This is a genomic window from Alteriqipengyuania halimionae, from assembly GCF_009827575.1.
Taxonomy (GTDB): Bacteria; Pseudomonadota; Alphaproteobacteria; order Sphingomonadales; family Sphingomonadaceae; genus Alteriqipengyuania_A; species Alteriqipengyuania_A halimionae.
In genome coordinates this window covers 1,448,500-1,460,574 of the sequence record NZ_WTYR01000001.1, presented here as the reverse complement: position 1 = coordinate 1,460,574, position 12,075 = coordinate 1,448,500, and the positions used below count along the sequence as shown (strand labels likewise).

The 12,075-nt window shown below is 62.8% G+C and carries 13 protein-coding genes; 5 read left to right on the top strand and 8 right to left on the bottom strand.

The window, feature by feature from the left end; genetic code table 11:
• Nucleotides 1-6: 6 nt before the first annotated feature.
• Nucleotides 7-378, bottom strand: a complete 372-nt coding sequence (locus GRI68_RS07045) for a DUF3597 domain-containing protein (RefSeq protein ID WP_160616594.1) — start codon at nt 376-378, stop codon at nt 7-9.
• A 106-nt stretch (nt 379-484) separates the two neighbouring features.
• Between GRI68_RS07045 and GRI68_RS07040 the strand changes: the two genes are divergently transcribed.
• Nucleotides 485-679 carry a hypothetical protein gene (locus GRI68_RS07040; RefSeq protein WP_160616593.1) on the top strand — a complete coding sequence of 65 codons (195 nt, stop codon included), beginning with the start codon at nt 485-487 and terminating at the stop codon, nt 677-679.
• 279 nt (nt 680-958) lie between these two features.
• Here the strand turns inward: GRI68_RS07040 and GRI68_RS07035 are convergent, their stop codons facing one another.
• Nucleotides 959-1,615: an alpha/beta hydrolase gene (locus GRI68_RS07035; protein WP_160616592.1), complete on the bottom strand. Its 657-nt coding sequence runs from the start codon at nt 1,613-1,615 to the stop codon at nt 959-961.
• Nucleotides 1,616-1,715: 100 nt separating this feature from the next.
• Here GRI68_RS07035 and GRI68_RS07030 point away from each other — a divergent pair, with 100 nt between their 5' ends.
• Genes GRI68_RS07030 through GRI68_RS07020 form a run of 3 tightly spaced genes read left to right on the top strand, consistent with a single transcriptional unit; the run spans nt 1,716 to nt 4,176 of the window.
• Nucleotides 1,716-2,765 carry a cysteine desulfurase family protein gene (locus tag GRI68_RS07030; RefSeq protein ID WP_325063773.1) on the top strand — a complete coding sequence of 350 codons (1,050 nt, stop codon included), beginning with the start codon at nt 1,716-1,718 and terminating at the stop codon, nt 2,763-2,765.
• Nucleotides 2,762-3,847 (top strand): cysteine desulfurase family protein, encoded by a 1,086-nt coding sequence (locus GRI68_RS07025; protein ID WP_160616591.1) that lies wholly within the window; start codon nt 2,762-2,764, stop codon nt 3,845-3,847. Before GRI68_RS07030 ends, GRI68_RS07025 begins: the two co-directional genes overlap by 4 nt.
• Complete coding sequence (locus GRI68_RS07020; RefSeq protein WP_160616590.1) at nt 3,847-4,176, top strand: 2Fe-2S iron-sulfur cluster-binding protein; 330 nt, start codon at nt 3,847-3,849, stop codon at nt 4,174-4,176. The genes GRI68_RS07025 and GRI68_RS07020 overlap by 1 nt, the downstream gene beginning before the upstream one ends.
• Here the strand turns inward: GRI68_RS07020 and GRI68_RS07015 are convergent.
• The 4 genes from GRI68_RS07015 to GRI68_RS07000 form a co-directional block, all read right to left on the bottom strand.
• Nucleotides 4,155-5,078 carry a DUF4349 domain-containing protein gene (locus GRI68_RS07015; protein ID WP_160616589.1) on the bottom strand — a complete coding sequence of 308 codons (924 nt, stop codon included), beginning with the start codon at nt 5,076-5,078 and terminating at the stop codon, nt 4,155-4,157. The genes GRI68_RS07020 and GRI68_RS07015 overlap by 22 nt on opposite strands.
• 162 nt (nt 5,079-5,240) lie before the next feature.
• A complete protein-coding gene (locus GRI68_RS07010; protein WP_160616588.1) occupies nt 5,241-5,858 on the bottom strand; it encodes an outer membrane protein in 618 nt (205 codons plus the stop codon).
• Between the two features lie 415 nt (nt 5,859-6,273).
• Nucleotides 6,274-7,212: a hypothetical protein gene (locus GRI68_RS07005; RefSeq protein ID WP_160616587.1), complete on the bottom strand. Its 939-nt coding sequence runs from the start codon at nt 7,210-7,212 to the stop codon at nt 6,274-6,276.
• A gap of 349 nt (nt 7,213-7,561) precedes the next feature.
• Entirely contained in the window at nt 7,562-8,107 is a 546-nt protein-coding gene (locus GRI68_RS07000; protein ID WP_160616586.1) for a type 1 glutamine amidotransferase domain-containing protein, read from the bottom strand.
• Nucleotides 8,108-8,313: 206 nt separating this feature from the next.
• Here GRI68_RS07000 and parC point away from each other — a divergent pair, with 206 nt between their 5' ends.
• A complete protein-coding gene (gene parC / locus GRI68_RS06995; protein ID WP_160616585.1) occupies nt 8,314-10,590 on the top strand; it encodes a DNA topoisomerase IV subunit A in 2,277 nt (758 codons plus the stop codon).
• Between the two features lie 61 nt (nt 10,591-10,651).
• Here parC and GRI68_RS06990 read toward each other — a convergent pair whose 3' ends face one another.
• Entirely contained in the window at nt 10,652-11,206 is a 555-nt protein-coding gene (locus tag GRI68_RS06990) for a PRC-barrel domain-containing protein (RefSeq protein WP_160616584.1), read from the bottom strand.
• Between the two features lie 197 nt (nt 11,207-11,403).
• A complete protein-coding gene (locus tag GRI68_RS06985; protein WP_160616583.1) occupies nt 11,404-12,063 on the bottom strand; it encodes a retropepsin-like aspartic protease family protein in 660 nt (219 codons plus the stop codon).
• Nucleotides 12,064-12,075 lie beyond the last annotated feature (12 nt).

Genomic DNA, 12,075 nt, shown 5'->3' with positions numbered 1-12,075 from the left:
TTGCGCTCAGTCGAGCATCTCGGCGGGCACCTTGCCGCCATTGGCCGCCAGTTCGCGCATCGTGCGTTTGTGGAGCCAGATATTGTCTTCGGCCGTGCCCGAATAATCGTCACGGCCAAGCTCGGTCGCGAGTTCCTTGCGGTTTTCGTAGCTTGAATCGATGCCGACCAGTTTCATCAGGTCGACGATCGAGCTGCGCCAGTTGAGCCTGTCGGCGCCATCCATCGCGGCGAGCTGCGCCTCGACATCGACTTCGTCGACCGACTTGCGCTCGACCACGGGGGCATTGGTCCAGGCGCCGCCTTCTTTCTTTGCAGGTTCATCGGCCTTGGCCGGTCCGCCGAAGATCGCATCCTTGATGCTACTGAAAATTCCCATTCCATTGCTCCCGTTCTGACGCGACGACCTGCCGCTGTTTCGGTCAGGGAAGAAGCGGTTGGCAGGGAAACTTGTTCCGCCGCGCCGAAGCGCTAGAACGCAAGCCATGTCGATCATACTTTCCATCGTGATGCTCGGGGCCTTCGCCATGGTCGGCGCGGCCTACCTTGCCTGGCGCCAGGGCCTGCCGAAAAAACGCATCGGCCTGCTGTTGTTGCTGGCGCTGGTGATGGCGGTGAATGTCGGCATCTGGACGATCCCCGATGCCGAGGGCAACACGCCGTTCGAGAAGGCGGAGTGATTTTCCCGATGCCCTCAAACGCCGGGCGCGGGCCGTCCGGCCCGCTTGGCTTCGCCGCATAAGCGGCGGCGGGCGGTCGCGCTACCGCGCGCAAGTTCTGGTCGAATACCGCGAGTGAGGGGCCACAAGTGTTTGCGTTAGCTGGAGAGCCAGCACATGCCCGCAGGCCGTCCAGTCCGAGGCAAGTGCGCCGGCCCGCCCGCAGGTGACCCGCAGCGGAGTGGAGCGACTAGCACCGAGGAGGGACTCGCGAATGCTGGTCCGCTACCACACTACACCCTATTTGATCGGGCAGTCCGGATCGAGGCGCATGTCGAGGTAATTGTCGACCGAGCGCATCATCTGGTCGAACTCGTTCTCGAAGAAGTGGTTCGCGCGCGGGATTTCGTCGTGATGGATCGTGATGTGCTTCTGCGTGCGCAGCTTGTCGACGAGCTTCTGCACGGCCGACGGCGTCACCACCGTATCCTGCGCGCCCTGCACGAAGATACCGCTCGCCGGGCAGGGGGCGAGGAACGAGAAATCGTACATGTTGGCAGGCGCCGCGATCGAGATGAATCCGCGGATTTCCGGGCGGCGCATCAGCAATTGCATGCCGATCAATGCGCCGAAGCCGAACCCGGCGACCCAGGTGGTCGAGGCTTCGGGATGGATCTGCTGGACCCAGTCGAGCGCGGCAGCGGCATCGGAAAGCTCGCCGATCCCGTTGTCGAAGCTGCCCTGGCTGCGGCCCACGCCGCGCGAATTGAAACGCAGCGTGGCGAATCCGCGCGCCGCGAAATCCTTGTACAGCGCCATGGTGATGCGATCGTTCATCGTCCCGCCCGCTTCGGGATGCGGGTGGAGGATCATGGCGACGGGTGCGCGCGGACGCGGACCGGGCTGGAAACGACCTTCGAGACGACCTTCGGGGCCGGGAAAAATGACGCTGGGCATGAACGGTTCCGGTGCAAGAAGTCCCTTTTGCGCGTGCCGCATTCGGCATTGAACGCCACAAGGGACTAGGAATGGAAGTCGCGCGCTATATAGGTTTCGCGTGCCCGAAAGCAATAAAATCGAACACCGTATCTATCTGGACCATGCCGCAACCGCGCCGATGCTGCCTGCCGCGCAGGCTGCGATGCAGGACGGATTCGCGCGCTGGGCCAATCCGTCGAGCCCGCACGCCGACGGGCGTTCGGCGCGTTCGGCGCTCGAAGAGGCGCGTCGGCGTCTGAAACAAGCGCTTGATTGGCAGGGGGAGGTGATCTTCACCTCGGGTGCGAGCGAGGCGATCGCGATCGCGCTCACGCGCAGCAAGGCGCCGCTCAAGGCCATGCTCCCGGTCGAACACACGGCCGTGCTGCGCTGGCAGGACGAGGCGGCACGCTGGCCGGTAGCGGAGAGCGGTATCGCCGCCACCCCGCCCGAAGACCTCGCCGGACTGGTCGCAATCCAGCACGTCAACAACGAAACCGGGGTGATCCAGCCCGTCGCCGATATCGCCGCGACAGTGCGCGCTGCGAGCGGGGTGCTTTTCTGCGATTGCGCGCAAAGCGCCGGCAAGCTCGCGTTACCCGATGCCGATATGATCGCGATCAGCGCGCACAAATTCGGCGGTCCGGTTGGCGCGGGTGCGCTGCTGCTGCGCGATTACGGATTGATCGAGGCGGTGGGCGGACAGGAGCAGGGTTACCGCGCCGGGACCGAAAACCTGCCCGCCGCACTCGCCATGGTGGCCGCACTCGAAGCCGGGAATGCGTGGATCAGCCATGCCGAAACGCTACGCGAGCGGCTTGAACAGGGGATCGAGGCAGCGGGCGGCGAAGCGGTGGCGAAAGAGAGCACCCGGAGCCCGGCGATCGGTGCCTATCGCATGCCGGGCGTCAGCGCGGCGTCGCAATTGATTCGCTTCGACGCGGCGGGCTTTGCGATTTCTGCCGGGAGCGCCTGCTCGTCCGGCTCGCTCAAGCCCAGCCATGTGCTGGAAGCGATGCACTATCCGCACCCGAAGGAGGTCGTGCGCGTCAGCCTCGGGGGGGAAACTACGGAACGGGAAATCGACGCCTTCGTTAAAGCATGGACCGACATGGCCAATTCCAAGTGATTTATCTCGACTATCAGGCAACCACGCCGCTCGCGCCCGAAGCGCGCGACGCGATGCTGCAATGGCTCGACGGGCCGGGAGGGAGCGGGTTCGGCAATCCGCACAGCCCGCACAAGATGGGGAGGAGCGCTGCCGCCGCGGTGGAATTCGCCCGCGAGCAGGTCGCAGCATTGCTGCCTGCCGGGGGACGCGTCATCTTCACCAGCGGCGCAACCGAGGCGATCAACCTCGCCATTCGCGGCGCGCTGTCAGCAAAGCCGGGCAGCGTCTCGGCGTCGGCGATCGAGCATGCCGCCGTGCTCGACACCGCGAACGCGCTGGGAACGGCCCACATTCTCAACGTCGCCAAGAATGGCCAGTGCAACACCAAGCAGGACCTGCCGCAGGACACGCGGCTGGTCTGCCTGATGCAGATCAATAACGAGATCGGCACAATCCAGCCCACGGTCGACTGGCACCGCAAGGCCAAGTCCGCGAACGCGCTTTATCTGTGCGATGCAGTGCAGGCCTATGGCAAGATCGAGGTCACCGGCGCGGACATGATCGCGATCAGCGCGCACAAGATCCACGGCCCCAAGGGTATCGGCGCGCTATGGGTGCGCGACAATGTCGATCTGGGCGAGGTGCAGACCGGCGGCGGCCAGGAATACGGGCTTCGTTCGGGCACGCTCAGTCCCGCTCTGTGCGCCGGGTTCGGTGCCGCGGCGGCCGAGGCCAAAGACCGGATGGAGCGCGATGCCGAGCATGTCGAGAAGCTGTGGCGCATCGTCGGGCAGGCGTTCGACAACTGGCGCCTCAATGGCAGCGCCGAGGCGCGCTGGCATGGCAACGCCAATCTCCAGCATAACGGCATCGATGTGGCGCGGCTGATGTCCGATTGCCGCGAGGTGATGTTTTCCGCCGGCTCGGCCTGTGCCAGCGGTTCGGGACGCCCGAGCCATGTGCTGAAAGCTCTCGGTCTCAGCGACAAGCAGGCAAAAAGCTCGATCCGGCTGGGCTGGGGGCGTTACACGACGGTCGAAGAAATCGAGCGCGCCTGCGATTTGCTGCTGAAGGCTGCACGCAAACAGGGGATTACCTGATGGTCCGGTTGCGGTTTCGCCAAGGCGATACGATCACCGAATATGATGGCGAGGTGGGCCTGACCCTGCTCGATGCGGCCCAGGCCGCGGGCATGCCGCTTGAAGGCACTTGCGAAGGGCAAATGGCCTGTTCGACTTGCCACGTCCATATCTCCCGAGACTGGTTCGCGCGATTGGCCGAAGCGAGAGAGGAGGAGGAAGACCTGCTCGATCTCGCAGCCTGCGTCGGCCCTACCTCGCGCCTGGCCTGCCAGATACTGCTGAGCGAAGCGCTCGATGGGCTGGAAGTCGTAATCCCCGACGAAAGTCAGGATATGCGCGCGGTCTGACGTTCGGTCTCGGGGGTATCCCGCACCACGACGTCATCCTCATGCCGCCAGTGACGCTTGTAAAAGCGCCACCCGGCCCAGCCTATGCCGCCGACAATGATAAGTGGGATCGCCACCGCGAACACGGTGATAAGGATGCCGATCATTACGCCGATGATGGTCCCGAAACCCCCGATCGCATTGCGTATCGGATCGGCGAACCCGCCTTCTGTCGGGGTGCCGGAGCGATAGTCGATCGTCATCACGCTCAACGCAACCCGCTGGCGCATCTCGGCCAGCCAGCTCTGGGCCTGGTCGATCTCTTCATTGACCTGCGCCACGCTGCGTTCGGCTTCGACCAATTCCGCGACCGAGCCGCGGCGCGTTTCGAGCACTTCCATCAACCGGTCGCGCAGCACGCGCCGGGCGCGCAGTCGCGCTTCGGTGTCGACGATTTGCTTGGACAGGTCCTCGCCGCTGATCGACGCGCCGACCTGTTCGCCGCCTTCACCCTCGATTGCTTCGGCAAGACTTTGCCCGAAGGCGCGGGCGCGATCGGCGGAAACAGCGATCTGGAGCGTGCCGCTGGCATAGTCGCCTTCGGCGCCATCGCGATCCATCGACACGATACGGCAGGTGTTGGTGCCCAGCTTGAGGCACATATCGGCGTGGCGTTCTTGAACGCTTGCAATGCTATCGGCGGGCACGCGGAAGGCGTAGCTGTAGGTGTAGGCAATCTGCGGTTGGCTGGCCGGGAGTTGACTTCCGCTTTCACCATCCGCTTCCGTTGCGTCCGCAGCATCCGCCATCCCGGCTTCGGCGACATCGACCGATTCAACGGCCTCCGTGCTCGCTTCGCTTTCGGATTGAGAACAGGCGGCGAGCAGCAATGCCCCCATGAAAACCGTCCAACGCTTGATCATCGCCTTCTCCTCGGTTTGCGACCGCCATTACCCTTAACAGGTCAATGCCTGCCATAATTTGGACATATTTTGACATTTTTCGCAGGATGCGCAAGCCGTGCACAAAAAAGGCCCGGCGGATCGCTCCGCCGGGCCGGGTATTTCAATCGATCCGATCGCTGATCAGAAGCGATAGGCAATCGTCGCAACGCCCTGGTGGCGGTCCAGATCGACGCCCGTCGACGTGCCGGCGACTTCGAAGTCACCGTAGTTCGAGTAACGGTATTCGACCCTTGCGGTCAGGTTGTTGCTGAGGCGGAATTCGCCACCGGCACCGAGGCGATAGCCATCGAGATCGCTGCTTTCGCTGAAGCTGGTCGCGCCAGCGGTGTAATCGAGGTTGAGCTTCTGATTGGTGTAACCGCCCTTGACGTAAAGGAGGCCATTGCCACCGACCAGCACGCCAGCGCGCGCGCCGACATAGATGTCACGACCGGCGCCGAGCGTCAGTTCGTCACCCGCCGCGATGACGTCGGTATCGCCGACATCCACGCTGCTGCCGGTAAGTTCGGCTTCGGCACCCAGCACGGCGCCGCTGAGGGCGTAGTCGTAACCGATGACGCCGCCATATACGACGCCTTCCTCGCTGGTGCGATCGGTGCCGTCATCGGCGCCGAGGCTGTCGATGCCGACGGTCGCGGCGACATAGGGACCGGTGAAAGTCTCGGTCGCGTCCTGTGCGAGCGAAGGAGTGGCCACGAGGGCGGCGGCCACGGCGGCGAGGGAAATATAGGTCTTCATTTGTAGCTCCGTTTTCTTTTTTCGGCCGCACGGGGGGACGTGCGGTCAACCGGTCGAGACACCCAGCGGGCTGTCGCAAAGCTGAACCGGAAGTTGGGCTTCCGACAAGTTCTGCGAGCCGCTCGGCGAGTGCCATGTTCCGGCGGGAGGGCACAGGTAAGAAGAGCGATTCTGAGAAAAAGGGCTTGAAATGAGAAATTTGGCACGGTGACCATTAAGGCGCTGAAAAATATGGTAAAAATTCCAATTCCAGACGATTTTCTAGGTGGAAAAAGAGGCCTCGCGGCGCCAAGCCGCGGGGCCCTTCCTTGTCAATCATGAACATTATGCGGGCTCAGGTGCAATCCTTGCATCGAGCGACACGGAACCTTTCTGAAAGATGCGGTATTCTCCAGATCGCGCGCGGCAAGGGCGCTCAGAATCCGGTCGAAAAACCGATGCGCGCAACCCATTCGGTATCGTCCAGACCGTTTGCGACATCGTCGTTGAGCATCCAGTAGTCGACCCCCGCGTTCAGGCGGATATTGCTGGCCGGACCGCCAAACGGATTGGCGGCCAGGCCTGCGCCGACCCGGAAGAAACCGAATGTCGGCCTGTCGCCATTTACACCGGAGTAAAAGCTGTCGGACAATCCGATCGCCATCGGCACTGAAACCGTTACGCCGCCGTCCTGCGGGCCGAAGCGAACGCTCGGCGCGATGGATGGCTGGACATACAACGCGTCGGGCCGGTTGGGCTGCCCGGCCTCCTGCACCATGCGGAGCGCCGGTTGGATGGAGAAGCCGCGTTCCTGTGCCGCTGAGCCCCACAGTCCGCTATCATCGTAGCTTATCGTGAGGTCGAAATCGTTGTATTCAGCGAAGGATCCGGCCGGCGAGAAGTAGCGATAATAAGTGGCACTGACCGCCACTCTGTCCGCTATTTCGATGGCTCCGCCAACATAGAGGTCGGCCTCGTACCAACCGGGCAACGAGCCATTGGCGGGCTGACCGAGCCCGGGGCTGCCGCTTTGCATACTGTTCCAGTTGCCGACGAAGACGCTGGCATCGGTGATCGCGCCGCCGGTGAGTTCGGGCAAGGCGACGCTTACCGTGACGTAGGGTTGATAGCTGACGGGCTCTGCAAAGGCGACGCCGCGCGAGATATACTGACTGACCACGCTGGCACCGAAGGACACCGAAACATGATCGTCCGAGCCATCGTCCGCCAACGGAACGCTCTCGGGCGGGGTCTCGTCGGCCACGCTCTGGGCGCCTGTTTCCCGCTCATCGACCTGCTCTGCCTGCTGGGCCGCAACGCCACTCGGTGGCACGACCAAAAGGCCCGCAGCGGCAACCAAATACTTGCTATACATCGATAATCCCCATTTCCCGTAAGTGGCTGGCCGCCATCTGGTCTAATCATATTATGTCGCCAAATTGGACGCATCGGACGATCGGGAACGGCCCTACCATGGTGAATGACGCGGTGACAAAATCCCTGCGCGAGCGAAATCAGTCTCGCGCAATGGACCGTTCCGATGCTGACTTTGGCCGACGTGCTCTCTGTCAGAGCGGTCCGAACGAGCAGCGACCCTTGCCGTTCCTCCAACCTGCAGAGCTGGCTCGGTATGTACTTCGCTCCGCTCTCACTAACGAACCGTTCGGATACAAAAAACCCCGCCGCAAGCTCGCGGCGAGGTCTTGTGCGTTCGGTAGGATCGATCAGGCGTTTTCAGGAACGATCTGTTTTACGCGAGCAATCAGTGCGTCGCTAAATGCGGGGATATCGTCCGGATTGCGCGAGGTGATGAGGTTGCCATCTTCGGCAACTTCCTGATCTACCACATTGGCACCGGCATTTCGCAGGTCGGTACGGATCGAGGGCCAGCTAGTCACGGTCTTGCCCTTCACCAGATCGGCTTCTGCGAGGAGCCACGGTGCGTGGCAAATCGCGGCGATCGGCTTGTTGGCCATGGCGAATTCCTTGACGATGGCGACCGCGCGGTCGTTCATACGCAGGATATCGGGGTTCATCTGACCGCCGGGCAGCAGGAGCGCGGCGTATTCGTCGCACGACGAGATTTCGTCGACCGTCTTGTCCACCGAGACGCTTTCGCCCCAGTCCTTCTGGTCCCAACCCTTGATCGAGCCGGATTCGAGACTGACGACGGTGGTTTCGATGCCTGCGTCTTCGAGGTTCTGCTTCGGCTTCATCAGCTCCGATTGTTCGAAGCCGTCGGTGGCGAGGATCATTACGCGATTTGTCATGGGGTACTCCTTGATTTGTCGTTTGGTTTCATAACGGTCGGCTGCCCCAAGCCGTTCCTGCTTGCCGCCCGAGGCGTGACCCGGATGCGACGAACCGACATCTGACGCTCTCGACGGCGACAGACTGCGAGTTTCACGGGCACATTTACTGCGGATACCGCCAGTTCGTGCTTTGCCGATGCGAGGCAAGATGCCTAACTCGACCTATGACCGAATCCGATCCTTTCGACGCGATCGTCGATGCGCCGTTCGATAGTGCGCTGTCCGAACGCTATCTCGTCTATGCCCTGTCGACGATCACCGCGCGCTCGCTGCCCGATTTGCGCGACGGGCTGAAACCGGTCCATCGCCGCCTGCTGTGGGCGATGCGGCAATTGCGGCTCAATCCCGAGGGCGCGTTCAAGAAATCCGCGCGCGTCGTCGGCGACGTGATCGGCAAGTATCACCCGCATGGCGATGCTAGCGTTTACGATGCGATGGTCCGCCTCGCGCAGGATTTCGCGCTGCGCTATCCGCTGGTCGAGGGGCAGGGGAACTTCGGCAATATCGACGGCGATAATGCCGCCGCCTATCGCTACACCGAAGCGCGCCTGACCAAGACGGCGATGCGCCTGATGGCCGGGCTCGACGAAGGCACGGTCGAGTTCATCCCGACCTATAATGGCGAGGAGCAGGAGCCGGAGATATTCCCCGGCCTGTTCCCCAACCTGCTGGCCAATGGCGCAAGCGGGATCGCGGTTGGCATGGCGACCAACATTCCGTCGCATAACGTGGCCGAAGTGATCGACGCCACGCTCGAACTGATCGACAATCCGCATGTCGAACATGCGCGGCTGATGGAGCTGATGCCGGGACCGGATCTCGCCACCGGCGGGGTGCTGGCCGAAAGCGCCGAGACGATCAGCCATGCCTATGAAACCGGCCGCGGTTCGCTGCGCGTGCGCGGGCGGTTTTACGCTGCGGAGGCCGAGAGGTCCGAAGACCGCGACGCCGGGATCGAGCGTCTCGGCGGCGGACAATACCAGCTCGTGATCTCCGAAGTTCCATACCAAGTGGCGAAGGGCAAGCTGATCGAGCAGATCGCGCAGGCGATCGCCGACCGGAAGCTGCCGATCCTGGAAGATGTGCGCGACGAAAGCGACGAGCAGGTCCGTATCGTACTGGTGCCCAAGAGCCGGAACGTCGACCCGGAACTGCTCAAGGAGGGGCTGTACAAGCTCACCGACCTGGAGACGCGGTTCGGCGTCAACATGAACGTTCTCGACGCGACCCGCACCCCCATGGTGATGGGACTGAAGGAATTGCTCGAAAACTGGGTTCGCAGCCAGATCGAGATCCTTCAGCGTCGCAGCCAGCACCGACTCGATCAGATCGCGGCGCGGCTCGAACTGGTCGACGGCTATATCATCGCCTTCCTCAATCTCGACCGGGTGATAGAGATCATCCGCTACGAGGACGAGCCAAAGGCCGTGATGATGGCCGAGTTCAAGCTGACCGACCGGCAGGCCGAAGCGATCCTCAACATGCGTCTGCGATCCTTGCGCAAGCTCGAGGAAATGCAGCTGCGGCAGGAGAAGGATGATCTTCTGGCCGAACAGGACGAGCTGGAGAAACTGCTCGGCTCTCCCGCGCGTCAGCGCACGCGGCTGAAGCGCGATCTCAAGGCGCTGCAGAAAGAATACGGCCTCGACACGGCATTGGGTGCGCGGCGCACGCTGATCGCCCAGCCCGAAGCGGCGACCGAATTCAGCATGGATGCGATGATCGAGAAAGAGCCGGTAACGGTAATCCTGTCGCAGAAGGGCTGGATTCGCGGGGCCAAGGGGCACTTGCCGCTGGATCAGGACTTCAAGTACAAGGAAGGCGACGGCCCGGCCTTCGTGCTTCATGCGCAGACCACCGACAAGCTGTTGCTCGCTGCGGACAATGGCCGATTCTACACCATCGGGGCAGACAAGCTGCCCGGCGCGCGCGGATTTGGCGAGCCGCTGCGCAACACACTCGATATCGAGGCCAAAGCGCAGATCGTGGCGCTGGTCGTCCATCACGAGGGGCAGCGGCTGCTGCTCGCCGCCGATACCGGCAAGGGGTTCGGCGCAAAGACCGAGGATATCCTCGCCGAAACGCGCAAGGGCAAGCAGGTCGTCAATCTCAAGGGCGATGCGAAGCTGGTCGTGATCCGCCCGATCGACAAGGCGCACGATCACGTCGCGGTGGTCGGCGACAATCGCAAGCTGGTGGTGTTCAACCTGGAGGAACTGCCCGATCTAGCGCGCGGGCAGGGCGTTATGCTCCAGCGCTATCGCGATGGTGGCCTGTCGGATGCGACCACGTTCACGCTCGATGAAGGCCTCAGCTGGCCGATGGGCGGCGATACCGGCCGCACGCGGACCGAGACCGATATCTGGCAATGGAAGGTCGCGCGCGGGGCTGCCGGTCGCCTGCCGCCGCAGGGTTTCCCACGCGACAATCGCTTCGACTAAAAGAAAAGGGCCGGAGGATCGCTCCTCCGGCCCGGTTCCGTCCAGCAAGGCTGGTATCCGATTACATCGTGCCTTCGGCCTCGTCGGTCGTGGCACCGGTGTTCGCGGCCACGGCTGCGGTCACGTCGGCCATTGCGACGAGCGCGACGAGCTGACCATTGGCGACAGCGAACTGGTCGCGCATCAGGGCGACAAAACCTTCGCCGTGCTTGAGCACGATCTTGTCACCATTGATGCTCTCGACCGGGCCGATCGCTTCACCCTTAACGGTAACCACCGGGGCACCGACGATCAGGGCCTGGTCGCGAGCGGCGGCAGCCTGCTGGCGCTGCTGCTGGATCATGCCGACGATCTGCGCCTTGGTGGCGTTGATGGTGGGACCCTTTTCACCTTCGGACACAACGTTGGCGGGGATCGGAGCCTTCATGCCGTCGACAACGAGAACGGCGACGTCGTTTTCGACGCTCTCGATCGTGCCGATTTCTATGCCGTCATTGCCATAGACCGTCATGCCGGCTTCAACAGCAGCCTGCGGGGGCGCTTCCTGAGCGATAGCGACGCCGGGCATGGCGACGGTGGCGAGTGCGACGGCGGCGGCCAGTTTGGTGAAATTCATGTAGGAACCCTTCGTGAATACGAGACTTTGCCTTTACCCACATGCCGCAGTGGCACGTAGGCTCGGGCGAAACGATTATGTTGCACCTTTGAGGGCAAGGTGCGGTCGCAGCATCAGCGCGAGAGGACACTATGCCGTGACCGATCTCATGTTGCAACTGCGAGATAAGGTATAGAGAAACCAAGCTGAAGCGGAGCTTAAGGGGCCGTTTCCGTAGGGTTCGGGACCAGAATCAGCACGTTGTCTTCCACGCGCCAGCTGTCGAGTCGCGAGAGGAAGTTCATTCCCAATACATTGACGTCGCCGATAGCGGGAGAGACCACCGCATCGAGATCGTGCGCGATCACGCTGCCGGCCTGCAACCTGTCGATCGAGGCGAGCTGGGCAGGCGCATTGCCGTTTGCGGTGCGCATGATGACCGGCTGTCGGTAAGGGATCGGCTCGACACCGCCATTGGCCGCCGCGTCGGATGACAATGCGGTGAGAGTCGCCCCGGTGTCGATCAGAAAACGCACCTGCGTGCCATTGACGTTGCCCGTCACCCAGAAGTGTCCGTCGCGCGACAGGGGAATGCGTGTCTCGCCGCCTTCGACCACCTGTTCGGGCATGCCGAGCTGGGGCATGGCGAGGTCGAGATCGGGATTGAGCCGGGCGGCGTTGACGATCGTCAGGACCAGCGCGGCGGCGATGCCGAGATGGCCGACGGTCCGCACGGCTGCCCCGCCGCGCCTGGATGCCAGGCCGAACAGGTTTCCGCCTACCACCAGCAGGATCGAAACCAGCGCGAGCGCGAGCAAGGGTTGCGAAAGCAAGAAATCGCCGGCGGAGGGCAGGGTAATGTCTGACGGCGCGCGCATGACCGCCAATAT

What these genes read in the sequence shown, in the direction of transcription:
- GRI68_RS07010 (WP_160616588.1), bottom strand. Translation starts at nt 5,858, where the DNA reads ATGAAGACCTATATTTCCCTCGCCGCCGTGGCCGCCGCCCTCGTGGCC.
- GRI68_RS07015 (WP_160616589.1), bottom strand. Translation starts at nt 5,078, where the DNA reads ATGATCAAGCGTTGGACGGTTTTCATGGGGGCATTGCTGCTCGCCGCC.
- GRI68_RS07045 (WP_160616594.1), bottom strand. Translation starts at nt 378, where the DNA reads ATGGGAATTTTCAGTAGCATCAAGGATGCGATCTTCGGCGGACCGGCC.
- GRI68_RS07005 (WP_160616587.1), bottom strand. Translation starts at nt 7,212, where the DNA reads ATGTATAGCAAGTATTTGGTTGCCGCTGCGGGCCTTTTGGTCGTGCCA.
- GRI68_RS07035 (WP_160616592.1), bottom strand. Translation starts at nt 1,615, where the DNA reads ATGCCCAGCGTCATTTTTCCCGGCCCCGAAGGTCGTCTCGAAGGTCGT.
- GRI68_RS07020 (WP_160616590.1), top strand. Translation starts at nt 3,847, where the DNA reads ATGGTCCGGTTGCGGTTTCGCCAAGGCGATACGATCACCGAATATGAT.
- GRI68_RS06990 (WP_160616584.1), bottom strand. Translation starts at nt 11,206, where the DNA reads ATGAATTTCACCAAACTGGCCGCCGCCGTCGCACTCGCCACCGTCGCC.
- parC (WP_160616585.1), top strand. Translation starts at nt 8,314, where the DNA reads ATGACCGAATCCGATCCTTTCGACGCGATCGTCGATGCGCCGTTCGAT.
- GRI68_RS07040 (WP_160616593.1), top strand. Translation starts at nt 485, where the DNA reads ATGTCGATCATACTTTCCATCGTGATGCTCGGGGCCTTCGCCATGGTC.
- GRI68_RS07000 (WP_160616586.1), bottom strand. Translation starts at nt 8,107, where the DNA reads ATGACAAATCGCGTAATGATCCTCGCCACCGACGGCTTCGAACAATCG.
- GRI68_RS06985 (WP_160616583.1), bottom strand. Translation starts at nt 12,063, where the DNA reads ATGCGCGCGCCGTCAGACATTACCCTGCCCTCCGCCGGCGATTTCTTG.